This is a genomic window from Kribbella aluminosa, from assembly GCF_017876295.1.
GTDB classification, from domain to species: Bacteria; Actinomycetota; Actinomycetes; order Propionibacteriales; family Kribbellaceae; genus Kribbella; species Kribbella aluminosa.
In genome coordinates, this window is record NZ_JAGINT010000001.1 from 3,243,527 (window position 1) to 3,269,697 (window position 26,171).

Consider the following 26,171-nt stretch of genomic DNA (forward strand, 5'->3'; position numbering starts at 1 on the left):
TCCCACCGCCCCCACACCGGGGCGGTGTGGAGCACGCTGATTGAGGTGCATGCCGACGTATGCGCGGATCAGCTTCCGCACTACTCGGTCGAGCGGTTCGGGGAGCAGCTTGCGCGGCACGCGTCGGATCCCGGGTGGGAAGTTGTCATCGGGTACGACGCGGAGGAGCCGGTGGGGTTTGCGTACGCGAACAGCCTCACACCCGACGATCGCTGGTGGCGCCGGATGACCACTCCGCTGCCCGACGCTGCGCAGAAACGCCGACCGCGGCGGTGAAGGAGATTATGCTGCGCAAGCCGTGGCGGGGTCTCGTTGGTAGTGAACCATCGCAGGCCTCACCACGTGCAAAGTCACCTGAGGTTTTCTGGGGGGATGCCGGTGGAGCCTCGGATTACCAGGCGGGTTTCCAGTTTTATCGTCGGCGGGTCGGTGGGGGGTTCGCCGTCGCGGAGTTGGTCCAGGAGGAGGTCTACGGCGGCGGAGCCCAGTTCGGCGGCGGGGACGTGGATTGAGGTGAGCATGGGGTGAGAGACGGTGGAGAGGGGGCTGTCGTCGATGCCTATGATGCTGATTTCGCGGCCGACCTGCATTCCGCGTTCGGTGAGGCGGGACATGACGCCGAGGGCGATCAGGTCGTCGTACGCGATGGCGGCGGCTACCTCGGAGGACTGCAGGAGATCGGCGGCTCGCATGCCGGCCTGGATCTGGGGTTCGAAGGGGCCCAGCTCGCGGAGCTCCACGTCGTTGTCGGCGCAGGCCTTGGCGAGGGCGTCGCGGCGTTGCTGGTTGGACCAGGAGCGGCGCGGGCCGGCCAGGTACGTGATTCGGCGGTGGCCGAGAGAGACCAGGTGCTCGACGGCCTCTTGCATTCCCTCGTTCTCGTCGATGACGACGCTGCCGGCGCCGTCGACCTCGCGGTTCACGAAGACGACCGGGAGTTGCTGCGCGAGCCGGGTCAGCTCGGCCGGGGCGGTGCGCGGTGAGGCCAGGATGAGGCCGTCGACCTGGCGGCTGAGGCTGCGGGCGAGCTCCAGCTCGTCCGCGACGTGCTCGTCGGTGTCCGCGATCAGTACGGCGTACCGCTTGTCGCGGGCCCGTGCCTGGACGGACTTGATGATCGGCGGGAAGAACGGGTTCGCGATGTCCGGGACGACCAGGCCGACGGTGTCGGTGCGTCCGGACACCAGTGACCGGCCGGCCCGGCTCGGTGCGTAGCCGAGCTGCCGGGCGACCCGTTCGATCCGGGCCCGGGTCTCGGCATTGACCTTCTCCGGATCGGTCAGCGCCCGTGACACGGTCGACGTCGACACGTTGCAGGCCGCGGCCACCTCCGCCAGCGTGACAGCCAAGGCAAGCTCCCCAAGTCGCGTACGGATAGATCTTGGCATCGTAGCGCAAACGATTGCCGCTGCTCTGCACCCTGGTTGTAACCACTTGGATGAGTTCCACTGCAAATGGTTGGTTCTTGCTGCAAACGTTGGCAGTCTCATCCCACCCCGGCCGATCCGGCTCGACGTACTGCGGTTGTTCGCAGACCTGTGTGTGCGGGACGGGCTCGTGATGCTGTGCATCACGCACGACATCGTCAGCGCCCAGTACTTCGCCGACGAGATCAACGTGATCAACGCGGCCCGGATGGACAGGTGGACGCCGGTGGCGCGCTCGGAGACGTCGAGGGCGGTCCGGCGGAGGAGGTCACGCAGCACCCGCGGCACCCGTACACGCAGCTGCTGCTCGAGTCGTCGCCGGACCCCGACCGCGAGGGTGAGCGCAGTAGATTGCCGATTGTCGACAATCCGAACGAGCCGGTCGACCGCGAGCAGGAACTCGCCGGCTGCCCGTTCGCGGCCCGCTGTCCCCACGCGATGCCGGTCTGTACCGAGAAACCCCCGCCGGCCGCCACGTTCGCCAACGGTCACTGGTCCCGCTGCTGGTTAGACCAGGAGTAGCGCCTAGGTGACTGCTGAGGTGAGGGTTACGTCGACGGTGGTGCGGTTGAGGTAGTCGGTCCAGGCTTGGGCCAGGCGGGTGACGCCCTGGGTCAATGTTGCCGGGGGCAACGCGTAGGGCAGGCGGGTGTGGTGGTCGGTGCTGCCGTCGGCGGAGAAGACCGCGCCGGGGAGCAGCGCGACGCCGTACCGGAGTGCGATCTGGGCGAAGTGGGTGGCGTCGCCGTGTGGGAGGCGGACCCACAGCGACGCGCCCGCCTGCGGGTCCTGCCAGCTCCAGTCGGGGAGGTGCCGGCCGAGCAGCTCGGTCAACGTACGCAGGCCGACGGGAAGGGCAGTACGGCGTTCGGTCTCGGCGGTGGCGCGGTGGTCCAGCAGCCGGAGCGCGACCTCCTGCGCGACCAGCGAGCTGCCGAGGTCGGTGATCCCGCGGACGCGCGCGAACCGCGAGACCACCTGCGGTACGGCGCGGATCCACCCGAGCCGGAGCCCGCCCCAGAACAGCTTGCTCATCGAGCCGATCGTGATCAGCCGCTCGTGCGTCCCCAAGGCAGCCGGCGTCGTCCGGCCGTCGAACGCCGTACCGGCCAGCGACGTGTCGTCGACGAGCACCACCTCGTGCTGGTCGAGGAGCTTGGCAAGCCGCTGCCGCCGATCATCGGCGAGCACGACACCAGTGGGGTTGTGCGCGGCGGCCTGCACGTAGACGAGCCGCGGCGACTCGTTCGTCAGCAGTCGCTCGAGGGCCGCCACGTCCAGCCCTCGCTCGTCGATGCGGACGGTACGCAGCCGGCTCCCGGTCCGCGCGAATGCCTCCAGCGCCCCGCGGTACGTCGGTTGCTCGACGATCACGCCGTCGCCCGGCTGCAGGCACCCGCGCGCCACGAGTTCGAGCGCCTGCTGGGCACCGGACGTGATCAGGATGTCCTCGGGCGCGGTCGCCGTACCGGCGTCGCTGTACCAGCGGGCGATCCGCTCGCGCAGTGCGGGCAGGCCGCGCAGGTGGTAGCCGTGATGCGTACTGGTCAGCCGCAGGTAGTCGTCCCGGGTGAGGCCCGCGGCGACGTCGGCGACCAGGTCAAGGCTCGGCAGCGCCGCGGTGGCGAAGTCGATCGTTGCCAACGGCCCGCTCAGGAACTGGCTTGCCGCGTGGTCGCCGGCGAGCCCCGACACGGTCTCCCGGTTGCGGTCGGGCGCGACCCGCGTCCCGCTGCCCTGCCGCCGTTCGAGCTGCCCCTTCTCCCGGAGTGCCTGGTACGCCGCGACCACCGTCGTACGGCTGACCGTCAGCGCCTCAGACAGCGCCCGCTCGGGCGGCAGCGCGGACCCCGGCGGCAGCTCGCCGCGCTCGATCAGCTCGGCCAGGCTGTCGCTCAGCTGCCGGTACAGCGGCCCGGACCGGGCGCCGGTCCCGACCAGCCTGCGCGCGAGCTCGTCGGCGGAGAATCTGAGGCCATTACCGTCCTGGATCACGAACAGAGTCCAATTTCGTCGCTGTGGCTATAGATGGCATCGAGTTTCGCACGCCAATCTAGGGCGCTATCAGACTATCGGGGAGCGTTGCGATGAGCGTGACCTATCAGTTCGAGTACGCCGAGCGGCTGCGCGCCGCGTTCATCGGCGCGGGCGGGCACTCGTACCGCAACGTGTATCCGGCGTTCCAGTACGCGCCGGTGGATCTCGTTGCCGTGTGTGACGTACAGCTGGACAGGGCGGAGACGTATGCGCGGCAGTTCGGGGCTGCGGCGGCGTACGACGACCATCTTGAGATGTTGTCGGTGGAGCGGCCGGATGCGGTCTTCATCGTCACGTCGTACACCGACGGTGGGGATGTGCAGGCGACGGTGCTGGCCGAGGACTGCCTCCGGGCCGGGGCGCATGTCTGGATGGAGAAGCCGACCGCGGCCGGGATCGCGCAGCTCGACCGTTTGCAGGCGGCGGCCGACGAGACAGGCCGGACGGTGATGACCGGCCTGAAGAAGATCTTCACGCCCGCGGCCGAGAAGGTGAAGGCGATCATGGGTACGCCGGAGTTCGGGGCGGCGTCCTCGATCTCGGTCCGGTACCCGCAGGCGCTGCCCGCGCCCGGCGATCGGTCGGACGACGTACGGATGATCGGGTTCCTGGACCACATCTTTCATCCAGCGGCGATCCTCACGTACCTGATGGGGCCGGTACGGCGGTTGAGCTACGAATGGGAGCCGCGGACCGGGGCGAGTGTGTCGAGCCTGCTGTTCGAGTCGGGGGCGGTCGGGACGCTGCATCTCGCGGCGGGCTCGGCGAACGGTGCGCCGCTGGAGCGGGTCGAGGTGATCGGCGAGGGCGCGAACGTGGTGGTCGAGAACGGCGTACGGATCACGTACTACCGGGCCGGGGCGGATCTCGGGTACGGGCGGGCTTCGTCGTTCGTGACCGACGACGCGGTGGCGCCGCTGCGCTGGGAGCCGGAGTTCTCGCTCGGCCAGCTCTACAACAAGAACCTGTTCTACCTCGGGTATGTGCCCGAGATCGTGCACTTCTGCGAGAGCGTGCTGGCCGGGAAGCCGGTCGAGAAGGGCACGCTGGCGGATGTCCGGGAGATCCTCAAGTTGTACGAGTTGTACCGCCGGCTGCCCGCCGGTACGTCCGCGACGATCGGGAGCTGACCATGGGAGAGAAGAGCCGGGTGACGGCCGCCGACGCGGTGACGGTGGAGGACCAGTCGTGGGGACGCCTGGAGTGGATGGTCTCCGCCGCACTGGGTAACTCCGGCACGATGACGGTCGGCCGCTGCTACATCCGCCCGGGGGAGCAGAACCCGCGGCACTACCACCCGAACTGCGACGAGGTACTGCACGTCCTGCAGGGCACGATCGAGCACACCGTCGACGACGACAAGGTCACAATGCGCCCCGGCGACACGATCAGCATCCCCTCCGGCGCCCTCCACAACGCGCGGAACCTCGGCGCGGACGAGGCGATCTTCGTCATCTGCTTCTCCACCCCCAACCGCGAAACGATAGGGGAGTAGAACGCCGTCCGCGGCTGGCGTGGTCTCCATGCGTCCGAACGCGCTGACCATCCTGGTCCACGCGGCGCGGATTCGAGCGTTTCTGGGGGACGATCAGCGGAGCAGGCAGCTACTTCCAGCCGACCACGCCTCGGTGCCGATCCAACCCGCCTGAGAGTCGCGTCAGCGTGTGCCGTAGTCGGGTACCTGGACCTCGGCACCACCCTGCAGCGCGGACTGGTGGGCACAGATCCCGGGTGCGGTCCACGTCGCCGCCGTCCGGGCATCCACCCTTGGCGCACGGTCCTCGACGATGCTGGACACGAACTCGTGCACCAGATATGGATGCGACCCGCCGTGCCCGCCGCTGGTGAACCGTCTGATGGCGGCCGGCAGCAACTCGGGCGCGCCGGACGGCTCCACGTCGACGGCGGTCACCTCGCGGCCCCGCCGGGCCTCGGTCAGCGGCGCCATCCGGAACTCCTTCATCGGCCCGCCCTCCAGCTGCGGCCACTCCAGTGCACCTTGGTCGCCGTACACCGAGAACCCCTCGAGATAGCTCCGCCCGAGCTGGAAGAACGACATCGTCACGTTGGCCACCAACGCCTCGTCCCCGGCCAGCTTGAACAACCCCGCCTCCGTCCCGAACCCGTCACCCGCGACCCCGACGTGCTCCGGCGTGAGCCGACTCGACCCCAGGCACCGCACCGACTCCGCCCGGGTATCCGCCAGCGCGAGCGCGGGGGAGAGCGCATGGGTGACGTAGTGCATCGGCGGGTAACCACGCCAGTACTCCGGGAACCCGTCGAGGTTCTGCAGATGGTCGCCCTTGAAGTAGCTGAGCCGACCCAGCCGGCCGTCGTCGAGGAGCCGCTTGGCGTGGAAGAACTCGCGGGAGTACACCGCGGTCTCCATCATCATGTAGTTGCGCCCGGACTCGTCCTGTGCCGCGATCAACGCGTCCAGGTCGTCGAGAGTCGTCGCCATCGGCACCGCGGACGCGCAGTGCCGGCCGGACCGCAGTACCTGCTGGACCTGCTCGGCGTGGAACCGCACGGGCGTCAGCAGGTGTACGGCGTCCCACCCGTCCGCGGCCAACGCCTCCTCGAGCGATGCGAACCGGTCCGCGATTCCGAGCCGGTCCGCGACCGCCGCTGTCCGGTCCGGATCCGCATCGACCACCGCGACCCTGCCGACGTCCGGATGCGCCTGGTAGATCGGCGCAAAGTCGGCCCCGAACCCCAGCCCGACCACAATCACGTCAATGCTCATACCGCTACTATCGCGCGATCGCGGTGCCACACTCAGGTGTCCAGCAGTTGCAGGGCCTCCGTGATGGACCCACTGACCGGTGCGCCCGTGGTCAGCAACGCCTGTCGGGTCATGGCGCCGGTGGTGACGAGGACACACTGCGTACCAGCCGCCTGTGCCGCGTGGGCGTCGTCAACGACGTCCCCGATCAGTACGACGCCTGCCGGGTCCAGTTGCTGATCCTGGAGGTGCCGGACCAGGCTGTCCGCCTTCGAGCCGCCGCCTACCTCACCAGGCAGCCCGTCGACTCGGGTGAAGTACTGCGTGAGACCGTACTGCTCCACGGTCGGCGTGAGCCGCGAGTGGAACCACATCGACAGCAACGACTGGGTCCGCCCGTTGGTGGCACAAGTCCGCAGTACGTCGTGGGCACCGGTGGCGAGCTCACACGTGTGCAGGAGCGCGTCGTACCGGTCGTGGTAGAGCTTGTCGACCTGCGCCCACTCCTCCTCGTCGAGCGTGCGCTGCAGGACCTGCTCGTACGAGACCCGCATCGGCCGCGCGTACGCGGCCTGCCACTCGCTCCACGTCAGCTCGGGCCGCCCGAACCCGGTGCAGACCTCGTTCACCGCGGCCAGTACGGCGTGGTTGTCGTTGAGGAGCGTGCCGTTCCAGTCCCACACCACATGCGAAATCACGCGCATCACTGTAGTGCGGGGTGAAAGGATGTTCCGCATGGCTTTCGTCACCGCGCAGGAGCTGTCGGCCGGGTTCTACAGCGAGGTGGTCGCACCTGTGCTCGGCAGCGCCGGTCACGCGGCCGGTCTGTTGGGCTGGGGCTCCGATGTGCTCGGCTACGACACCGCACGCTCGATGGACCACGACTGGGGTCCGCGGTTGGTCGTGCTGGTCGACGAGCCTGAGGTTGTCCGCAAGCAGATCGAGGCGGTGCTTCCGGACGAGTACCGCGGCTTCCCGGTCCGGTTCGGCTCGTCTGTTCATGCCGTGGAGCACCGTGTGACCGTGGCGTCGCTGAGTGACTGGCTGAATGGGCATCTGGGCTTCGACGCGTCGCAGGGCGTCGGTGTGGACGACTGGCTGGTCACACCGCAGCAGCAGCTCCTCGGTGTGGTCAAGGGACAGGTGTACGCCGACGACGGGCGACTCGCACCGGTGCGTGCGGCTCTGGCCTGGTACCCGGACGAGATCTGGCGGTGGCTGATGGCCTGCCAGTGGACCCGGATCGCGCAGGAGGAGCCGTTCGTGCAGCGGACCCACGAGGTCGGCGACGAGCTAGGGTCCCAGGTGGTCGCGGCGCGGCTCGCCCGCGAGGTGCTGCGGCTGGCGCTGCTGCAGTCCCGCGAGTACGCGCCGTACACGAAATGGCTGGGTACGGCGTTCGCCCGGCTGGGGCATCCGGACGGGCTGGACCAGGCGCTCGCGGATACGGTTGCCGCGGGCAACTTCGCGGACCGGGAGCGGGCGCTGGTGACGGCGTACCAGCTGGTCGCCCGGCGGCACAACGCGCTCGGGATCACGCCCGCGCTCGACCCGGCGCCGCGGCCGTTCTTCGACCGTCCGGCGCTGGTCCTGGACGCCGCGCGGTTCGCCGAGGCCTGTCATGCGACGGTGTCGGATCCGCAGCTGAAGCGCGTCGGGCCGATCGGGTCGATCGACCAGTTCGTGGACAGCACCGACGTACTGAGCAATCCGTCCGCCTACCGCCGGCTCGTGGAGGTCTTCCAGTGACACTGCCGAAACACACGATCAGCTCGGTGACGACCGTGCAGCTCGGGTACGAGTACCTGCGGACCATCGGCCGGAACTCGTTCCTCGGCAGCCACGGGAGCGGCGGCAGCTTCACGGCGTACGTCGTGGAGACGGACCGCGGCGCGACCGGCTGGGGGCTGCCGCTGTCGGACGGGGACCCCGGGCCGTTGATCGGACGGCCGCTGGCGGAGCTGATCGATCCGGACCGCGGGGTGATCGACCCGGCGGCGGAGTTCCTCGACTACCCGCTGCACGACCTGGCGGCGCGGATCCTCGAGGTGCCGGTGTACGCGATGCTCGGCGGCGCCGGGTCGCCGCGGGTGCGGTGCTACAGCGGCGGCATCTACTTCGACGACCTGGACGGCGGGCTCGATGCGATCCGCGCGAACCTCGCCCAGGACCACGCGTTCGGGTTCCGCGACTTCAAGCTGAAGATCGGCCGCGGCCACCGCTGGATGGAGCCGCGGGCCGGCCTGCAGCGGGACATCGAGGTCACCCGGCTGACCCGCGAGCTGTACCCCGACGCCGCGATCCTGGTCGACGGCAACGACGGCTTCACGCTGAACGGCCTCTTCGAGTACGTCGACGCCGTCGCGGAGTGCGACCTGTACTGGATCGAGGAGCCGTTCCCCGAACGCCGCCCCGACCTGCGGGCCCTGCGCGAACACCTGCACGGCGGACCGACTCGCATCGCCGACGGCGAGTACGACCCGAACGTCCAGCACATCCTCGACCTGGCCGCCGAGGGCCTGGTGGACGTGGCCCTCATGGACGTCATCGGCCACGGCCTCACCGCCTGGCGCCGCACCATGCCCCTTCTGAAGTCCGAAGCCTCACCCCACGCCTGGGGCCTCCCGCTCAAGACCCTCTACGCCGCCCACCTCTCGGCCGGGCTCGCCAACACTCCCATTATCGAGGGCGTCCCCGGCCCGAACGCCTACACCCTCGAAGACGGCTACCTAGTCCTGTCCGAGGAACCCGGCTTCGGCCTGACGCTGCCGCTACCAGGCTGACCGCTCAAGGTGGAACGACTGTCCAGCGCGTCGAGTGCGGTCAGCGAAGCGCGGTACCACCTCACGCTCTGCTGGAACACGGACTGGAAGAGGTTGCTGAACACCGAGAACCGGAAGTCCCAGCTGCAGAGCTCCCAGCTGTACTCCGGTACGTCCAGGGCCTTCCAGTAGTGCCGCAGCAGCTCCACGGCGTCGTGTTGCCGGGACGGGAGTGCGCTGAGCGAGTAGGCGAGGTCATGGGGTGCGAGGCCGGGCTTCAGCTCCGACCAGTCGATCACCTTGGGTCGCGGGTTCCCGGCGGTGAAGAAGATGTTGCCGAGGAAGTGGAAGTCGCCGTGGATCAGCGTGAGCTGCTGGCGGCCCGCGACACGTGCCTGGAACTGGGGCTCCCAGCTGGTGAGCACCTCGTCGAGAACCGCACGCTCGGACCGCTCCAGCCCGGTCGTCGCGGCGAAGAACTCGTCCGCCGCTCGGCGAACCGCCGCGGCGTGGCGGGTGATCGCGTCCGGCGGCCAGGCCTGCGAGGAGCTCGTCACCGAGGGCTCGAACTCCGCCGGCGCAGTCCAGTTCCAGAAGTGTGCGTGCACGCCGGCGACGACGTCGATCGCTCCGTACAGCTGCTCGTCCGACACCTCGGTGCCCACCACGCGGTAACCGGTCCGGCCGAGATCCTCGGTCAGGAGCAGTACTGCGTCGCCGGTGTCGTGAGCGCCGAGGTACTGCGGAGCCGGATGCGGCCAGCCGGGTGCGAGCTGCTCGAAGAACTGCACCTCGCGGCGGGCGGCAGCGAGACCGTCCCCAGTCGCCAGCTTGGCGATCACCGTGAGGTCGGCACCGGCAGTACGCACCAGCAAGCGGGCGACCTCCGCGGCGGAGGCTTCGAAGGTCTCGACAACGTCAACAGTGCGCACTGGCGTACCCAAGGCGGCGCCTACGTCCCCAGCTGTGACGGTCACGCCTGGCCCCGCTCGGGCAGGTTCTTGAGGTACGTCGCTACCTGGCTCAGCGCCTTGTTGTCGGCCCAGGACCAGGAGGGCGCCGGTGTTGACGGGCCCTCGTACGGGAGGTCGGCGTAGTGCGCCTGTAGTTCCGTCAGGCGGGTGGTGAGCGCTGCACGGGTCTCGGCGTACGCAGGGTCGTCGGCGACGTTGGTCAGTTCGGCTGGGTCCTTCTGGAGGTCGTACAACTCCCACTCGGACTCGAAGAGGCGGTCCGACGAGCCCGGCACGCCAAGACCGGCGCCGTAGTAGTGGATGAGCTTGTAGTCCTTCGTCCGTACGCCGTAGTGGGCCGGGGCGTGGTGGATCGGGTCGTCATGCTCCCAGTACCGGTAGTAGACGGCGTCCGGCCAGTCCGGGACCTCCTCGCCGCGGAGTAGCGGCAGGAAGCTCCGGCCCTGGGACGTGGGGAGTGCTGACGCAGCGTCGAGCCCTGCCATCTCCAGGAACGTTGCCGCGAAGTCCACGTTGGTCACCATGTCGTCGCACGTGCTGCCGGCCGGGATCACCGACGGCCAGCGGATCAGCATCGGCATCTGCAGGGACTCGTCGAACATCAGCCGCTTGTCGAACCACCCGTGGTCCCCGAGGAAGAACCCCTGGTCGGACGTGTAGACGACGACCGTGTTCTCCGACAGGCCCTCCTCGTCCAGTACGTCGAGGAGCCGGCCGACGTTGTCGTCGATCGACTGCACGCACTGCAGATAGTCCCGCAGGTAGCGCTGGTACTTCCACCGCATCCGCGCCTCCCGGTTCTCCGGGCCGCGCAGCTCGTCCGGGAGCTTCTCGTTGAGCTCCTCCGCCGCGAGGTCGTCGGCGACGGACATGTGGACGCCACGGACAGCCTGGCTGCGGGTGCTGTGGTCGTCGAACAGCGTGCTCGGCTCCGGGATCGAGCCGACCGGGTAGAGGTGCTTGTGCTTCTCGTCCGGCACCCACGGACGATGCGGTGCCTTGTGGTGCACCAGCAGCAGGAACGGGCGCTCCGTGTCCCGCTGGCGGATCCAGTCGATGCTCTGGTCCGTGACGATGTCCGTCGCGTACCCGGGCACCGTCTCGGCGCCGTCCGGCCCGATCATCAGCGGGTCGACGTAGGCGCCCTGGCCGGGGAACACCCGCCACGCGTCGAAGTTCCGCGGCGCGGACTCGGGCTGCTCGCCCAGGTGCCACTTGCCGAACAGCGCGGTCTGGTACCCGGCGTCCTGCAGCACCTCCGCGATCGTCGGCACCCGGTAGTCGATCTCGGTCCAGATCGACGCGACCCCGTTCACGTGGCTGTAGGTACCGGTCAGGATCGAGGCCCGCGACGGCGAGCAGATCGAGTTCGTGCAGTACGTCGCGTCCATCCGCACGCCTTCCTGGGCCAGCCGATCCAGGTGCGGCGTGTTGTTGACCGTGCTCCTCGTGCCGTTACCGTACGCCGAGATCGCGTGCGCAGCATGGTCGTCGGACATCACGAAGACGATGTTCGGGCGGGACATCAACTCACCTTCCGGAGGGCCTGATCGATCTCGTGCATCATCTCAACCGTCACTCCGGGATGCGCGGCGAACACCTCGAGCAGGGGAGCGGTGGGGTTGAGCCGCCGCATGCCGTCCAGTCCGGCGGCGATGTGATCGGGGAGTACGTCCGGGTGCCGGTCCAGCAATTCGGCGAGGCTGAGCGTACGCAGCGGACTGTCCGGTTTTAGGTCCTCGCGACGTGCAGAGGGCTGTAGCGCTCGCTGTACCTGCTCCCACTGATCCTTGATCAGTAGGTGCTCAGCCAGCACAGGACCTTCCAACGGCAGACCCAGGCGTTCGTACTGCTCGGGTGGGGCGTCGTTGGCGCGCATGAGGTCGACCATCAGGCCAGCCAGTTGTAGCTCCAGTTCCTCGTCCTGAAGCGGGTTCTGCTGGTGCGGGTCGTCCGTCAGGTCGAAGAGGAGCGACCCGTGCCACCAAGGGTTCCCGACGGATGGGCACTCGACTCGTAGCACTGGGGCGTCCTTGGTGAAGGGGAGTGGGGGGTGGAGCTGGGCGTCCTGGAGTTCGGTGGGGGTGAAGCGGCCGCGCATGTGGGTCGGCATGAGTGTGTAGTTGTAGAGAGGGGAGTTGGACGGGTCCGCACACGCTCGCATGTAGACATAGCGGCCGTCTGTCACGTTCACGTGGCCGCCGTGGGCTCCGAACAGCGCTCCCGCACGCTGCTGACCACCGGCGAGCGAAAGACCCTGCATGTCCTCAGGGGCGTCGACACCGAAGTAGTCGAGCAGTGTCGGTGCTATGTCGATCGTCTGCACCAAGTCGTCCCGCCGTACCCCGGCTGCCCGCTCCCGCGGGTCCCACACGAACAGCGGGGTGTGGATGGTCTCGTTGAACCACGGCTGCACGCTCTTGCCCCACCAGCCCCGCTCACCCAGCAGAAACCCGTGGTCGGTGCAGACGATCAGCATCGTGTCCTCCCACAGCCCGTGCCGGTCGAACAGATCCAGCACCCGGCCCAGCGACCGGTCGCACATCGCCAGCAGCGACAGGTACTCACCACGCGCCCGCTCGACCTCCTCGGTCGACTCCACCACCCGCCGGTACGACGGCCAGTCGAACACGGGCGCCTCGGTGTCCACGCCCAGCAGCCGCCGGTACTCGTCGTAGCTGAAGAACGGCTCGTGCGGGTCGAACGTCTCGATCTGCACGAACCACTGGTCCTCCGCCCGGTTCGTCTCGATGAACTCGATCCCGGCGTCGAACGTCAGCGTCTGGCAGTGCTGCGCCTCCTCCTGCATGTACTGCCGGTTCACCCAGTCCTGCCGGCTCAGGAACGTCGTGGCATTCAGGGTCTCCGGTACGTCGGGCTCCCGCACCTGCCCCTTCCACCGGTCACCCTCCTGCCCGCGGAAGAACTCGTACGTCGAGTACCGGTTGTGGTAGGTCGCCCCGCCGTCCTCCCAGTAGTGCTGGTGGTCGGTGGCGAGATGCGTGTGTACGCCGTTCTGCCGCAGCAGCTCGGGCATGGAGTCGTCGTACGGCTCCAGCGGGCCCCAGGAGCGGTGCAGGAAGTTGTACCGGCCCGTGTGCAGCTCACGGCGTGCCGGCATGCACGGCATGCTCCCGGCGTAGCAGTTCTCGAACAGCGCCGTACGGCCGGCCAGGCGGGTGAAGTTCGGTGCGTGCACGTTCTCGGCGCCGTACGGCGGCAGCATCCGCCGGTTGAGCGAGTCGTACATCACCATCACCGCGCGGCTCATACGATCGCCTCGAGCAGCTCGCGGCGTTCCTGACGGCGGATCGCCTGCCGGTCCGGATCCGGTATCGGCGCAGCCATCAGCAGGCGCTTCGTGTACGGGTGCTCGGGCCGCTCCGTGACGTCGGCGGCGTCGCCGTACTCGACGATGGCGCCGCGGTAGAGGACCGCGACCCGGTGACTGATGTGCCGGACCACGGCGAGGTCGTGCGAGATGAAGAGGTAGGCCACTCCGGTCTCCTCCTGGATCGAGATGAACAGGTCGAGGACGCGTGCCTGCGTGGACAGGTCCAGCGCGGACACCGGCTCGTCGCAGACGATCAGCTTCGGCCGCAGCGCCAGCGCCCGGGCGATCGCGATCCGTTGCCGCTGCCCGCCGGAGAACTCCCGCGGCAGCCGGTGTACGGCGTCCTGCGGCAGCCCCACCTGGTCGAGCAGCGCCCGGACCCGGTCGGTCGCCGTACGACGATCCACCGATCCGCGCGCGACCAGCGGCTCGACGAGGATGTCCTGGACGGTCATCGACGGGTTGAGCGAGCTGTACGGGTCCTGGAACACGACCTGGATGTCGTCGCTCAGCCGCCGTCGTTCGCGGCGCGGCATGCCGACCAGCTCCTGCCCGCCGAACCGGATCGACCCGGAGCCGACCGGGACGAGGCCGAGGACTGCGCGCCCGATCGTGGTCTTCCCGGAGCCGGACTCGCCGACCAGGCCGAGGGTCTCGTGCGGCTTGATGTCGAACGACACGTCGTGCAGGGCCCTGAAGCCCTTCGAGCGCCAGCCGCGACCGGCGTACTCGACCACGACATTGGTTGCCTCAAGCATGGTTCACCTCCAGGCGGGCCCGTGGCGCGCTGTCCTCGAGCGTCGATCCGAGCAACGTCTGCGTGTACGGATGCTGCGGGCTCGCGAACAACGGCCGGACGTCGTTGACCTCGACGATCCGCCCGTCCTGCATCACGGCCACCCGGTCGCAGACGTCCGCGACCACCCCGAAGTTGTGCGTGACCAGCAGCATCGCCATCCCGAACTCGGTCCGCAGCCCGCGCAGCAGGTCGAGTACGTCGGCCTGCACGGTCACGTCCAGCGCGGTCGTCGGCTCGTCCGCGATCAGCAGGTCCGGCTTGCCCGACACCGCGCCCGCGATCAGCACCCGCTGCGCCATCCCGCCGGAGATCTCGTGCGGATAGGCAGCGAACGTCCGCCGCGGCTCCGGAATCCCGACCCGCTCCAGCAGCTGCAGCGCCTCCGCCACCGCCGCCCGCTTCGACAGACCGCTGACCACCCGCAACGGCTCCACCAGCTGGTCCCCGACCCGAAAACACGGATCGAGATTCGACATCGGTTCCTGGGGGATGTACCCGATCCGCCGGCCACGCAGGGTCCGCCGCTCGGCCTCGGGCAGCCGCGCGAGCTCACGACCGTCGAACACGATGCTGCTCCGCCCCAGCAAGGTCCCACCCGGCGACAGCAACCCGAGCACCGAGAACGCGGTCTGCGTCTTCCCGGATCCAGACTCACCGACCAGTCCCATCACCTCACCCTGCCGTACGTCGAGATCCACGCCGTGCACCACTTCGCGATACCCGTCTGGGCTCGGGTACCCGACCGAGAGGTCGGTGATCCGAAGCAACGGTAGATCGGCGGTGTCGGGTGCCGTCGGCGCGACCTTCGGCGGTGAAGGTGGTTTGCGCGGCCGCTCGGTGCGCTGGATGACGTCCCGGATCGCGTTGCCCAGCAGCACCAGCGAGGCGACCGTCAGCGCGATCGTCGTACCCGGCCACCAGATCGCGACCGGTGACGTGTAGATGTTCGTGAACGCGTCCTGCAGCATCCCGCCCCACGTCGGCGTCCCCGGATCGCCGAGCCCGAGGAACTCCAGCCCGGACTGCACGACGATCGCGATCCCGGCCACCACGGCCGCCTGGATCACGATCGGTGCCCGGACGACCAGCAGCACGTGCCGGCCGATGATCCGCGGGTCGCTCAACCCCGACACGCGCGCGGCGTCGACGTACAACTCGTGCTTGACCGCCATCACCTGACCGCGGACCAGCCGATGGAAGCCGGGCGCCAGCATCACCCCGAACGCGACCATCGCCAGGTAGATCGACGAGCCGAGCGCCTGGAACAGGGCCAGCAGCACGATCATCGTCGGCAAGGCCATCAACAGGTTGGCACCCCAGCCCAGTACGCCGTCCAGCAGACCACCGTAGTACCCACCGAGCAGCCCTGACACGACACCGAGCACGAGAGCGACCGAGAGCGCAATGACCGCACCGGTCAACGTATTGCGGCCCGCGTGCAGCAGCCGGCTGAAGATGTCGCGCCCTGCCCCGTCGCCGCCGAGCAGGTACCCGCCACCAGGCCCTGCGTTGATCTTGTCGAGCCGCAGCGCAGTAGGACTGTGCGGAGCGATCAACGGCGCGAAGATGCTCCCGAGCACGATCACCAGCAGGATCGCCAGCGCCGCGACCGCCAACGGGTTGCGGAAGACCTTCCGGATCGTCATTGCACACGCACCTTCGGGTTGACCCAGCCGCTGACGATGTCGATGACCAGGTTGACGACGACGACCAGGACGACCAGCGTGACCACGACCCCCATCAGCACCGGTACGTCGCCCTGGAGCGCCGCGTTGATCGTGAGGGTGCCGAGGCCGGGGATCGCGAACACCTTCTCGACCACGACGGCCCCGCCGAGCAGCGCGATGAACTGCAGCGACAGGACGGTCAGTGCGGGTGTCGCCGCGTTCCGCAGTGCGTGCCGGAACAGTACGGACCGCGGGCTGATGCCACGGGCCCCGGAGCGTGCGGACGAAGTCCTGACGCAGTACGTCGATGACTGCGCCACGGACCTGCTGCGCGGCCGACGCGGTGCTCCCGATCACCAGAGACGCCACCGGCAGTACGAGGGCCGCAGCCCAACCGCCTGGTGACTCCGAGAGCCGTACGTAGCCTGTCGCGGGCAGGGCCCCGAGCGTGACCGAGAAGAACACCACCAGCACCAGAGCGACCCAGAAGTTCGGCAGGGCGAACCCGGCGACGCTCAGCACCTGAATGACCCGGTCCAGCCAGCCGCCACGCACAGCCGCGGCCACACCGAGTCCGACACTGATCAGTGCGGTCAGGGCCACCGCAAGAACCACCATGGACAACGTGACAGGGAGCCGGTTGGCAATTGCCTGTGCCACAGGCTCATTGGTGAACCAGGAGATGCCCAGGTCTCCGCGGAGTGCGTGCTGAGCCCATGTGCCGAGTTGTGCGAGCAGGGGTTTGTTCAGACCGAGCTCCGCGTTCTTCGCGGCCAACTGGTCCGGAGTCGCGTTCTCACCGAGCAGGTTGCGTGCGACGTTGCCGGTGCCGGAGAAGGCGAGCATGAACGTGATGCCCGCGATCACGACCACCAGGACGACACAGGCGACCAGCCGGCGTCCGATGAAGCCGAACATGCCGTCACTCCTTCGGGGCGAACGAGCCGATGCTCGGCGCCACGTTGTAGGCCTGCATGGTCACCGCGGTCTTCGCGTCGCTCAGGTAGACACTGTTCTCGCGGTACCAGGGATCGAACCATGCGTTGTCGACAATCCACTTGCTGACCGCCTTCATCGCCGCCGGCAGTGTGGCCGCCGGAGCGTTCTGCGCCGCGGCGAGCAGCTTGTCGAGCTCCGGGTCGCCGGCCTTCAGCGGGTTCCACGGCGACGTCCGGGTGACCGCCTTCTGGATGTCCTGCCACGCGGACTGGCTGCCGAGTGTCATGAACACGACCGGGTACTTGCCGGAGAGGACCTCCGGGATGACCGCGTTCGCCGGCACCTTCACCCACTTCACCGTGATGCCGATCGCGCCCAGCTGCTGCTCGATGATCGGGTTGTACTGCGCGAACCCGGGCGACTCGGGCATCGTGATCGAGAAGCCTCCGCCGTACCCCGCCTCCGCGAGCAGCTGCTTGGCCTTCGCGGGGTCGTAGTCGTAGATGCCGTCCAGAGACTTGTCGTACCCGTCACCGGCCGCGTTGAAGATCTGCGTCGTCAGCGCACCTGCGCCGTGCGACACGTTCTTGAGGATCGCCTCCCGGTCGAACGCGTAGTTGATCGCCTTCCGCACCCGCAGGTCCTTCAGTGCCGGGACCAGCTTGCCGTCCCGGTCCATCAGCAGCAGACCGTTCCAGTTCACCGGGGTGGTGCTGACCGTCAGCCCGCTGCGCTCGGCGTCGGCGAGCGAGTTCGTGTCGGTGAGGGTCGCGTTCAGCTGACCGGCCTTGAGCGCGTTCAGCCGCGCAGTCAGGTCGGTCATCGGCTTGATGACGACCTTGTCGTACGGGAACGCCGCGGCGTTCCAGTAGTCCGGGTTCCGCTTGTAGGTATAGGTGCTACCGGCAACGGTCCCGGCACGGTCCAGCACGTACGGCCCGCAGCCGACCGGCGTGGTCGCGACGTCCTTCGCGTGCAGCGACCTCGGGCTGGCCATCGCCCCGCCGACACTGGCCAGGTAGTCGATCAGCCCCGGGTCCGGTGCCTTCAGCTTCAGGTTGATCGCGGCCGGGCCGACGATCTGGTACGTCGCGATCGACCGGCTCATGTACGAGTTCTGCCCGGTACCGGCCGCCAGGTTCGTCAGGTTGTCCTTGACCGCGGTCGCGTCGAACGGCGTACCGTCGGTGAACTTCACGCCGCTCTTCAGTGTCAGGCTCAGCGTGGTGCGCTTCGCGTCGTACTTCCAGGAGGTCGCGAGCCACGGCTGGAGCCTGTTGTCCTTGTCGCGGGTCAGCAGCGTGTCGAAGACCGGCGACCAGTACTGCATCTGGTTCCCGATGTTGAGCTGAGTGGGGTCGAACGAGTTGTTGTCGAGGACGTTGCCGATGGTCAGCGTCTTGGCGGCGGCGGAACTGGCGCCGGCGCCGGAACAGGCACCGGCGCCGACGGCAAGTGCGGCAGCGGCCAGTACGGCGCTGCAGCGGCGGATGAGCATGGGGGCTCCTTAGCGTGGTGCTGTGACCGGGACGTCCGGGCTGGGCTCGTAACCGAGCCGCCAGGCCTTGACCCAGATCGGTGCGGATGGGACGAACGGAGCGGTGTACAGCTGCCAGCTACGGCTGTCTGCCGTGCTGTCGGCTGTGCTGTCTGCCGTGGTGTCTGCTGGGGGAGGGTCGTTGGTCCAGCCGATGACTGCGCCGGCCGTCGCGCACGTGAGCGCCACCAGGCCGTCACGGTGTTCGACTGCGGGCTCGGCTGTCTCTGGGCGACGGCCGTTCGGGCGCCATTCGGCGAGCAGCTCACGTTCCGGTCTGCTGCCGAGATCGCCGGTCTCGGCCAGCCAGTTGTCGAGTGCATCGGACAGCCGCTGTTGCACCTCGGCGTACTCGGGCAGCCCCGCGAGGTTGTGTTCCTCGTGCGGGTCGGCCTCGACGTCGTACAGCTCCTCGGGCGCACGCTTGCTGGCGGCAACGATCGAGCGCTGCAGATCGGTGAGGATCGACGGCGGCTCGCCGAACGCCAACTGCTGCTGGGCTTCCTGCGCGAACAGCCGCCGCAGCTCCTTCCACGTCCACAGGTTGTCCGGGTACTCCGTGTGGCCCATCGGCGACCGGTCCGGATGCAGGTGCCGCGTGTACCGGAACCGGCGGTCGCGGATCGAGCGTGACGTGTCCTCCGCCTCGCCCATCCGGTCCCGCGCGCTCACCACGTACCCGGACCGTTCCCGCGGTACGCCGTCCGCGTCGATCAGGACCGAGCCGTGCATGTACCCGGGGACCTCGAGCCCGCACATTGCCAGCATCGTCGGCGCCAGATCCATCAGCCCGACCGGCTCTGCGTACGTCGTACCGCCGGTGATCCGCGCCGGCCAGCGGACGATCAGCGGCTCGCGGAACCCGAGCTCGGTCGCCCAGCGCTTGCCGCGCGGCATGCCCAGCCCGTGGTCGCTCCAGAAGACGACAATCGTATTGTCGGCAATCCGATCGTCTTCGAGCTGATCGAGGATCCCGCCGGCCCAGTGGTCCATCTGGCTGATCAGTTCGAGGTAGCGCCGCCACGAGGTCCGGTACACCTCGGTGTCCGGGTGGTACGGCGGGACGTCCGCCTTCTCCACCCGCTGCGCGTCCGGGGTCTTCCGGGCGAACTCCTCGTCGCTCAGGTACAGCTGCGACTCGTGCGTGATCAGGCTGTGGAACGCCATGAAGAACGGCTGCTCCGGATCGTCGCGCAGCCGCCAGTGGGCGTGGTCGCCGAGCGCGTCGTACGTCGGTTCCGGCACGTCGAGCTGGAAGTCGGTGAACGCGGTGTTGCCGGTCCAGTAGCCCGCGGCCCGGAAGTACTCGGGCAGCAGCCGCACGTACGGCGGGGGAGTGGCGCGGGTCCGCATGTGCATCGTGCCGATCGCCGGCGGGAAACACCCGGTGACGATCGCGCTCCGGGAGGGGCCGCAGACCGGTGCCGCGGAGAACGCGCGGTCGAACCGCAGCCCGTCCGCGGCGAGCGCGTCGAGACGTGGAGTGGAGGCTTGTTCGGCACCCGGCCAGATCCCTGTGTAGCAACCGAGATGCGGATTGATGTCGTGCGTGCTGATCCACAGCACGTTAGGCCTGGATTCGGGCATGGCTGTGCTCCTGAAGGGGCGACCGCGCCTGCCGGTGCGGTCAGTCGATGGCGCGGATGCGCCGTTGGGAGCCGCGGCGCTGCAGCTCTTCGCGGAGCTCGATGCACCAGGCGACGTGCTGGTCCATGAAGTGCGAACCGAGCTCGTGCGTTCGTTCCTCGACGAGGGCCTGGAGCTCGGTGTCGAACGGGATCTCCGGCTCCTGCGGGATCGTCCGGTCCCGGTCCCGGAAGCGCTTGATCTGCAGCTGCCGGGCGAGGATCTCCCGATCGAGCAGCTCGATCACCTGGTCAATCCGGAGGAACCCGCAGAACGCCATCCGCCCGTAGAACCCGGGGTCCCGGGTGTAGATGGTGGTCGGGGAGTACGGCGCCGTGAGCCAATCCATGAACACCGTGATCCCTTCGTCGGTGACGCGGTACGTCTTGGCGTCCTGGGCGCCCGGGCGGGGCTGGACGGTGTGCCAGACCCAGCCGCGGCTCTCCATCGCGGCGAGCACGCGGTAGACCTGGCTCATCTGGGTGTTGGGCCGCAGGAAGAGTCCCTGGGCGTCCATGTAGCGCTTCAGGTCGTACCCGGTGCTGGGGCGGGTCAGCAGCACGCCGAGAAGGATGTGCTCGAGCTTCACGATCGCCCTCCGAGGTATGACACAAGTGGAATACCCGAGAGGACACCACAAGTGGAATACCCCGTCAAGAGTTCGGATCTGGACACCGCTTTCCTGCGGCGGCCGGCGGGCGTAGGTTTACCGGTCATGGCCATGTTCGACCTTTCCCTCGACAAGCTCCGCGAGTACCGGCCCGAGGTGGCCGCGCCCGCCGACCTGGTCGACTTCTGGCGCCGCTCGATCGAGAAGGCGCGCACCGACGACCTGTCCGCCACGTTCACCGCGATCGACAACAAGCTCGCGGTGGTCGACACCTACGACGTCACCTACGCCGGCTTCGGCGGCGCCCCGGTGAAGGGCTGGCTGCATGTGCCGGCCGGCGCCGAAGGCCCGCTGCCGACCGTGGTGCAATACCACGGCTACAGCGGCGGCCGGGGGCTGCCGCACTCGACCACCCTGTGGGCGCAGGCCGGGTACGCGCACTTCGTGATGGACACCCGCGGCCAGGGCTACAGCCAGGGCGGCTTCGACAGCACCCCGGACGACACGCCGTACGCCGGTCTCAACCACACGCCTGGCTTCATGACCGCGGGCATCACCGACCCGGAGACGTACTACTACCGTCGCGTGTACATCGACGCGGTCCGGGCGCTGGAGGCCGCTCGGACGTCGCCGTTCGTCGACCCGGACCAGCTGATCGTCAGCGGCGGCAGCCAGGGCGGCGGCATCTCGATCGCCGCGGCCGGCCTGGCCCCGCTGGCCGGGATCGACCTGGTCGGCTGCGCTCCCGACGTACCGTTCCTGTGCCACTTCCAGCGCGCGCTGCAGATCACCGACAAGGACCCGTACGGCGAGATCACGCGGTACCTGAAGGGTTTCCGGCAGAACGTCGACACCGTCCTCAACACGCTCAGCTACTTCGACGGCGTGAACCTCGGCGCCCTGGCCACGGCCCCCGCGCTGTTCTCGGTGGCCCTGATGGACGCCACCTGCCCACCGTCGACGGTGTTCGCCGCCTTCAACCACTACGGCAGCTCCGACAAGAGCATCGAGGTGTACCACTACAACGAGCACGAGGGCGGACAGACGTACCAGCAGCTCGCCCAGCTCGACTGGTTCGCGGGGATCTTCGGAGTTGCTGGAAAATAGTCCGGAGAAGTCATCGATGCACCGATGAGTTTCCGGCCGCACGTCGTTACACGGTTATTGACGCCGGTCGCACCCGACCGGCCTGAACTGGTCACGACGTGGAGGACGCAGATGGACTGGAAGCTCGAGCTCGTGATCGTGCCGGTGTCGGACGTGGACCGGGCGAAGAAGTTCTACACCGAGCAGCTGGGGTTCGCCGAGGACGTCGATCACCGGGTGGGCGACTCGTTCCGGGTCGTGCAACTGACGCCACCCGGGTCGGCGTGCTCGATCTCGATCGGGATCGGGCTGACCGCGGCCGCCCCAGGCAGCTACCAGGGGACGCACCTCGTGGTGAACGACATCGAGGCGGCCCATGCCGAGCTGGTCGGGCGGGGCGTCGAGGTGAGTGAGCCGTTCCACTTCGGGCCCCAGGGCAAACAGCCGGGGGTCTCACCGGGCCGCGGCGACTTCGAGACGTTTCTGTCCTTCGAGGACCCGGACGGCAACGGCTGGACGGTCCAGGAGGTCGGACGGACCAGCTCGTGACAACAGTCGAGGAGGCGGCGTTCGCGGGCGACGAGGCCGCGTTCGCCGACCTGTCCGGCCTGTACCGGCGGGAGCTGCACGTGCACTGCTACCGGATGCTCGCCTCGTTCGACGATGCCGAGGACGCGGTGCAGGAGACGTTCCTGCGGGCATGGCGCAGCCGGGACCAGTACGACGGGCGCACCTACTTCCGCGCCTGGCTCTACCGGATCGCCACGAATGTCTGCCTGGACGCCACCCGGCGGCGTTCCCGGCGGACGGCGGCGGGGGTAGTGGACTCGCCGGGCGACCTGGTGTGGCTCCAGCCGTATCCGGACGACCTTCTCGACGAGATCGCGCCGCCGAAGGATCAGCCGGACGCGGTCGTGGTGGCCCGGGAGACGATCGAGCTCACGTTCCTGATCGCGCTGCAGGCGTTGCCGGCCAGGCAACGGGCGGCCTTGATCGCGCGTGACGTGCTGGGCTGGTCGGCCGCGGAGACCGCCGGGCTGCTCGACACCAGCGTCGCGGCGGCGAACAGTGCCTTGCAGCGGGCCCGGACGACGATGCAGCAGCGGCTGCCGGTGCGTCGAGCCGAGTGGAGCGTGCGGCCGACCGCCGAGGAGCGGGAGGTGCTGGCCCGGTTCATCGACGCACACGAGCGGTGCGACGCGGAGGCGGCGATCGCGATCGCAGGCGAGGAGCTTCGCGTGTCGATGCCGCCGGACCAGTTGTCGTTCAACGGGCTGCGCGCGTGCCTGCCGTTGTTCGAGCGGGCCTTCGGTCCGGAGCGGGACGGCGAGTGGCGGCTGGTGCCGACCTCGGCGAACCGGTTGCCCGCGGCAGCGTCGTACCTCAAGCGTCCGGGGGACACGTGCTGGCGGGCGTTCAAGCTCGACGTGCTGTGGGTCGACCACGGCGTGATCCAGGAGATCACGACATTCGGAGCCTCGCGTTTCCCGGGCTTTGGCCTCCCCGACCGGTTGACACGCTAGCGTGGTCGGCATGCTCGGACTACCTACGGGGATCCAGGCCTGTTTGTTCGACCTGGATGGCGTGCTCACTGATACGGCTGCTGTCCACGCTGCGGCGTGGAAAGAGATGTTCGACGAGTTCCTCCGCGAGTACTCGGCGCGGCACGGCATCGCGTTCGTGCCGTTCGACGCCCGCGCGGAGTACGACGCGTACGTGGACGGTAAGCCGCGGGCCGATGGCGTGCGGGACTTCCTGGCCGCGCGGAACATCACGCTGCCGGACGGCAGTGCCGGCGATCCGCCGTCGGCGATGACCGTGAACGGCCTCGGGAATCGGAAGAACGAGGCCGTCCAGCGGCGGATCCGGACCGAGGGCGTGCACGTCTTCGAAGGCTCGCGGCGGTACCTCCAGGCCGCCGTCGAGGCGGGCCTGCGGAGGGCGGTGGTGTCGTCCAGCGCGAACACCCGCGAGGTCCTGGACGTCACCGGTCTCGCGCAGTACGTCGAGGAGGTCGTCGACGGCGTGACGATCCGCACCGAGGGGCTGAAGGGCAAGCCGGCGCCGGACACGTTCCTCGCCGCGGCCGAGCGGTTCGGTATCGAGCCGTCCGCGGCGGCCGTCTTCGAGGACGCGCTGGCCGGCGTGTCCGCGGGCCGCTCCGGACACTTCGGGCAGGTGGTCGGCGTCGACCGCGTCGGCCAGGCCGCCGACCTGAAGTCGCACGGCGCCGACATCGTGGTCAAGGACCTCGCAGAGCTGCTGGAGGACAAGTGATCGATCGAGGACATCACCCGGTCGAGCCCTGGCGGCTCCGCGAGACCCGGCTCGCGATGGACAAGCTGGCCCAGTCCGAGTCGCTGTTCGCACTGTCGAACGGGCACATCGGCCTGCGCGGCAACCTCGACGAGGGCGAGCCGTTCGCGATCCCCGGCACCTATCTGAACTCGTTCTACGAGCAGCGCCCGCTCCCGTACGCCGAGGCCGGCTACGGGTACCCGGAGTCCGGGCAGACGCTCGTCGACGTCACCAACGGCAAGCTGATCCGGCTGCTCGTCGACGACTCGCCGTTCGACATCCGGTACGGCTACCTGACCAAGCACGAGCGCTCGCTCGACTTCCGGACCGGCATGCTCGAACGCGACGTCGACTGGACCTCACCCGGCGGCAAGCGGATCAAGGTCCGCACCCGTCGCCTGGTGTCGCTGACCCAGCGCGCGGTGGCCGCGATCGAGTACGTCGTGGAGCCGGTCGACCAGCCCGCGCGGTTCGTGATCCAGTCCGAGCTGGTCGCGAACGAGACGCAGCCCAAGCTGTCCGACGACCCGCGGGTCGCGGCCGTGCTGGACAACCCGTTGCACCCGGTCAGCCACGACGGCGGCGAGCACGGCACCGTACTGATCCACCGCACCAGCCGCAGCCAGCAGCTGATGGCCGCCGCGATGGCGCACGAGGTCGACACCTCGGTGCGGTACGCGATGGACCAGGACGTCCGGGAGGACTGGGCGCGGACGACGGTGATCTGCCAGCTGCAGCCGGGCGAGAGCCTGCGCGTGGTGAAGTACCTGGCGTACGGCTGGTCCAGCCTGCGCTCGGAGACCGCGATCCGGGATCAGGTCGCGGCCGCGCTCGCCAGTGCCCGGTTCTCCGGGTGGGACGGGCTGACCAAGCAGCAGGTCGAGTTCCTGGACGACTTCTGGGACGGCGCCGACGTCGAGGTGCAGGGCCACCCCGAGCTCCAGCAGGCGGTACGGTTCGCGCTCTTCCACGTGCTGCAGGCGGGCGCGCGGGCGGAGCGCCGGGCGATCCCGTCCAAGGGGCTGACCGGTGCCGGGTACGACGGGCACACGTTCTGGGACACCGAGGGTTTCGTGCTGCCGGTGCTGACCTACACGATGCCGGACGCGGCCGCCGACGCGCTGCGCTGGCGGCACTCCACCCTGCGGATGGCCCGGCAGCGCGCCGAGGAGCTGGGCTTCAAGGGCGCGGCGTTCCCGTGGCGGACGATCCGCGGCCAGGAGTGCTCCGGGTACTGGCCGGCCGGTACGGCGGCGTTCCACATCAACGCCGACATTGCCGAGGCGGTGATGCGGTACTACCGGGCCACCGGCGACGAGGACTTCCTCGACGAGGTCGGGCTGGAGCTGCTCGTCGAGACCGCACGGTTGTGGATGTCGCTGGGCCACCACGACCGCGAAGGCCGCTGGCACCTGCCCGGCGTGACCGGCCCGGACGAGTACAGCGCCGTTGCCGACGACAACGTTTTCACGAACCTGATGGCGGCCCGCAACCTGCGGTCCGCGGCCGAGATCGCCGCGAAGCTGCCGGCCCGGGCCCGCGAACTCGGCGTCGACGCCGAGGAGGAGGCATCCTGGCGGGACGCGTCGGCGGCCGTCTATGTGCCGTACGACAAGGACCTCGGCGTACATCCGCAGTCCGAGGGCTTCACCGGGTACGCCGTCTGGGACTTCGTGGGCTACAAGGACAAGTATCCGCTGCTGCTGCACGCGCCGTACTTCCAGCTGTACCGCACGCAGGTGGTGAAACAGGCCGACCTGATGCTGGCGACGTACTGGTGCGGTGACGCCTTCACCGACGAGGAGAAGGCGCGGAACTTCGACTACTACGAGCGGCTGACGGTGCGGGACTCGTCGTTGTCGGCCTGCGTTCAGGCGGTGATGGCGGCCGAGGTCGGACATCTCGACCTGGCGTACGACTACGCGTACGAGGCCGCGCTGATCGACATGCGGAACCTGCACCACAACACCGGCGACGGGCTGCACATGGCGTCGCTCGGCGGCGCGTGGAGCGCGCTGGTGGCCGGGTTCGGCGGGCTGCGCGATCAGGAGGACACGCTGTCGTTCGACCCCGCGCTGCCGATCGGGCTGGCCGGGTTGAGCTTCACGGTCCGCTGGCGCGGCGTCCGGCTGAAGGTGGAGATCGATCCGGTCGCGGTGAAGTACAGCGTGCACGACGGGTCGAACGCTTCGATGACCTTGCGGCACGCGGGCGAGGAGCTCACCGTGACCGCGACGCAGCCGGTCGTCCGGACATTGCAGAAGCGCCGCCCCCTGCTGCCTCGGCCGCCGCAACCGCTGGGCCGTGAGCCACGGCCGGCGATGGCGGTCAACGAGGACGGCTGAGGGGG

Annotated in this window: 24 protein-coding genes and 1 pseudogene; 11 read left to right on the forward strand and 14 right to left on the reverse strand. The window is 68.8% G+C overall.

The genetic code is table 11. The features are described 5' to 3' along the window. Nucleotides 1-45 precede the first annotated feature (45 nt). A complete protein-coding gene (locus tag JOF29_RS15545; RefSeq protein WP_209694906.1) occupies nucleotides 46-276 on the forward strand; it encodes a hypothetical protein in 231 nt (76 codons plus the stop codon). Nucleotides 277-350: 74 nt separating this feature from the next. Here JOF29_RS15545 and JOF29_RS15550 read toward each other — a convergent pair whose 3' ends face one another. Continuing rightward, complete coding sequence (locus JOF29_RS15550) at nucleotides 351-1,349, reverse strand: LacI family DNA-binding transcriptional regulator (protein ID WP_209694907.1); 999 nt, start codon at nucleotides 1,347-1,349, stop codon at nucleotides 351-353. 294 nt (nucleotides 1,350-1,643) lie between these two features. On the opposite strand from JOF29_RS15550, the gene JOF29_RS45315 reads away from it, so the two are divergent. Next, a complete protein-coding gene (locus JOF29_RS45315) occupies nucleotides 1,644-1,949 on the forward strand; it encodes an oligopeptide/dipeptide ABC transporter ATP-binding protein (RefSeq protein WP_209694908.1) in 306 nt (101 codons plus the stop codon). A gap of 3 nt (nucleotides 1,950-1,952) precedes the next feature. Here JOF29_RS45315 and JOF29_RS15560 read toward each other — a convergent pair whose 3' ends face one another. Beyond that, nucleotides 1,953-3,422 (reverse strand): aminotransferase-like domain-containing protein, encoded by a 1,470-nt coding sequence (locus JOF29_RS15560; RefSeq protein ID WP_209694909.1) that lies wholly within the window; start codon nucleotides 3,420-3,422, stop codon nucleotides 1,953-1,955. Nucleotides 3,423-3,514: 92 nt separating this feature from the next. Here JOF29_RS15560 and JOF29_RS15565 point away from each other — a divergent pair, with 92 nt between their 5' ends. Beyond that, complete coding sequence (locus JOF29_RS15565) at nucleotides 3,515-4,594, forward strand: Gfo/Idh/MocA family protein (RefSeq protein WP_209694910.1); 1,080 nt, start codon at nucleotides 3,515-3,517, stop codon at nucleotides 4,592-4,594. 2 nt (nucleotides 4,595-4,596) lie between these two features. Beyond that, nucleotides 4,597-4,959 carry a cupin domain-containing protein gene (locus tag JOF29_RS15570; protein ID WP_209694911.1) on the forward strand — a complete coding sequence of 121 codons (363 nt, stop codon included), beginning with the start codon at nucleotides 4,597-4,599 and terminating at the stop codon, nucleotides 4,957-4,959. Between the two features lie 162 nt (nucleotides 4,960-5,121). On the opposite strand, the gene JOF29_RS15575 is transcribed toward JOF29_RS15570, so the two are convergent. Together JOF29_RS15575 and JOF29_RS15580 are read right to left on the reverse strand one after the other, a co-directional pair. Then, entirely contained in the window at nucleotides 5,122-6,210 is a 1,089-nt protein-coding gene (locus tag JOF29_RS15575; RefSeq protein ID WP_209694912.1) for a Gfo/Idh/MocA family protein, read from the reverse strand. A 32-nt stretch (nucleotides 6,211-6,242) separates the two neighbouring features. Continuing rightward, nucleotides 6,243-6,887, reverse strand: coding sequence for an HAD family hydrolase (locus tag JOF29_RS15580; protein WP_372446289.1), 645 nt, complete (start codon nucleotides 6,885-6,887; stop codon nucleotides 6,243-6,245). Nucleotides 6,888-6,924: 37 nt separating this feature from the next. On the opposite strand from JOF29_RS15580, the gene JOF29_RS15585 reads away from it, so the two are divergent. Together JOF29_RS15585 and JOF29_RS15590 are read left to right on the forward strand one after the other, a co-directional pair. Continuing rightward, nucleotides 6,925-7,938 carry a DUF4037 domain-containing protein gene (locus tag JOF29_RS15585; protein WP_209694914.1) on the forward strand — a complete coding sequence of 338 codons (1,014 nt, stop codon included), beginning with the start codon at nucleotides 6,925-6,927 and terminating at the stop codon, nucleotides 7,936-7,938. Beyond that, nucleotides 7,935-8,972, forward strand: a complete 1,038-nt coding sequence (locus JOF29_RS15590; RefSeq protein ID WP_209694915.1) for an enolase C-terminal domain-like protein — start codon at nucleotides 7,935-7,937, stop codon at nucleotides 8,970-8,972. The genes JOF29_RS15585 and JOF29_RS15590 overlap by 4 nt, the downstream gene beginning before the upstream one ends. Here JOF29_RS15590 and JOF29_RS15595 read toward each other — a convergent pair. The 10 genes and pseudogenes from JOF29_RS15595 to JOF29_RS15630 form a co-directional block, all read right to left on the reverse strand. Beyond that, nucleotides 8,915-9,883 (reverse strand): aminoglycoside phosphotransferase family protein, encoded by a 969-nt coding sequence (locus tag JOF29_RS15595; RefSeq protein WP_209694916.1) that lies wholly within the window; start codon nucleotides 9,881-9,883, stop codon nucleotides 8,915-8,917. The two genes, JOF29_RS15590 and JOF29_RS15595, sit on opposite strands and share 58 nt — an antisense overlap. 41 nt (nucleotides 9,884-9,924) lie before the next feature. After that, nucleotides 9,925-11,451, reverse strand: a complete 1,527-nt coding sequence (locus JOF29_RS15600) for a sulfatase family protein (RefSeq protein ID WP_209694917.1) — start codon at nucleotides 11,449-11,451, stop codon at nucleotides 9,925-9,927. Beyond that, nucleotides 11,451-13,196, reverse strand: a complete 1,746-nt coding sequence (locus JOF29_RS15605; RefSeq protein ID WP_209694918.1) for a sulfatase — start codon at nucleotides 13,194-13,196, stop codon at nucleotides 11,451-11,453. The genes JOF29_RS15600 and JOF29_RS15605 overlap by 1 nt, the downstream gene beginning before the upstream one ends. After that, entirely contained in the window at nucleotides 13,193-14,017 is an 825-nt protein-coding gene (locus JOF29_RS15610) for an ATP-binding cassette domain-containing protein (RefSeq protein ID WP_209694919.1), read from the reverse strand. The genes JOF29_RS15605 and JOF29_RS15610 overlap by 4 nt, the downstream gene beginning before the upstream one ends. Next, the gene (locus tag JOF29_RS43115) at nucleotides 14,010-15,704 is read right to left on the reverse strand and encodes a dipeptide/oligopeptide/nickel ABC transporter permease/ATP-binding protein (protein WP_245357610.1); all 1,695 of its coding nucleotides are present in this window, start codon (nucleotides 15,702-15,704) and stop codon (nucleotides 14,010-14,012) included. Before JOF29_RS43115 ends, JOF29_RS15610 begins: the two co-directional genes overlap by 8 nt. Further along, entirely contained in the window at nucleotides 15,701-16,045 is a 345-nt protein-coding gene (locus tag JOF29_RS43120) for an ABC transporter permease subunit (RefSeq protein WP_245357611.1), read from the reverse strand. Before JOF29_RS43120 ends, JOF29_RS43115 begins: the two co-directional genes overlap by 4 nt. Before the next feature lie 10 nt (nucleotides 16,046-16,055). Continuing rightward, nucleotides 16,056-16,643 (reverse strand): annotated as a pseudogene (locus JOF29_RS45955) (ABC transporter permease); the annotation flags it as partial. Between the two features lie 4 nt (nucleotides 16,644-16,647). Continuing rightward, on the reverse strand, nucleotides 16,648-18,162 hold the full coding sequence (locus JOF29_RS15620; RefSeq protein WP_209694921.1) for an ABC transporter substrate-binding protein: 1,515 nt from the start codon (nucleotides 18,160-18,162) through the stop codon (nucleotides 16,648-16,650). Nucleotides 18,163-18,171: 9 nt separating this feature from the next. Continuing rightward, entirely contained in the window at nucleotides 18,172-19,788 is a 1,617-nt protein-coding gene (locus tag JOF29_RS15625) for a sulfatase family protein (protein ID WP_209694922.1), read from the reverse strand. A 40-nt stretch (nucleotides 19,789-19,828) separates the two neighbouring features. Next, on the reverse strand, nucleotides 19,829-20,416 hold the full coding sequence (locus JOF29_RS15630) for a PadR family transcriptional regulator (protein WP_209694923.1): 588 nt from the start codon (nucleotides 20,414-20,416) through the stop codon (nucleotides 19,829-19,831). Nucleotides 20,417-20,542: 126 nt separating this feature from the next. Between JOF29_RS15630 and JOF29_RS15635 the strand changes: the two genes are divergently transcribed. The 5 genes from JOF29_RS15635 to JOF29_RS15655 all read left to right on the forward strand — a co-directional run bounded on the left by JOF29_RS15635 (nucleotide 20,543) and on the right by JOF29_RS15655 (nucleotide 26,166). After that, a complete protein-coding gene (locus tag JOF29_RS15635) occupies nucleotides 20,543-21,544 on the forward strand; it encodes an acetylxylan esterase (RefSeq protein WP_209694924.1) in 1,002 nt (333 codons plus the stop codon). Nucleotides 21,545-21,655: 111 nt separating this feature from the next. Then, complete coding sequence (locus JOF29_RS15640; protein ID WP_209694925.1) at nucleotides 21,656-22,072, forward strand: glyoxalase superfamily protein; 417 nt, start codon at nucleotides 21,656-21,658, stop codon at nucleotides 22,070-22,072. After that, entirely contained in the window at nucleotides 22,069-23,046 is a 978-nt protein-coding gene (locus JOF29_RS15645) for an RNA polymerase subunit sigma-70 (RefSeq protein WP_209694926.1), read from the forward strand. The genes JOF29_RS15640 and JOF29_RS15645 overlap by 4 nt, the downstream gene beginning before the upstream one ends. A gap of 10 nt (nucleotides 23,047-23,056) precedes the next feature. Further along, complete coding sequence (locus JOF29_RS15650; protein ID WP_209694927.1) at nucleotides 23,057-23,800, forward strand: beta-phosphoglucomutase family hydrolase; 744 nt, start codon at nucleotides 23,057-23,059, stop codon at nucleotides 23,798-23,800. Further along, nucleotides 23,797-26,166, forward strand: coding sequence for a glycoside hydrolase family 65 protein (locus JOF29_RS15655; protein WP_307863364.1), 2,370 nt, complete (start codon nucleotides 23,797-23,799; stop codon nucleotides 26,164-26,166). Before JOF29_RS15650 ends, JOF29_RS15655 begins: the two co-directional genes overlap by 4 nt. The last annotated feature ends 5 nt before the right edge of the window (nucleotides 26,167-26,171 follow it).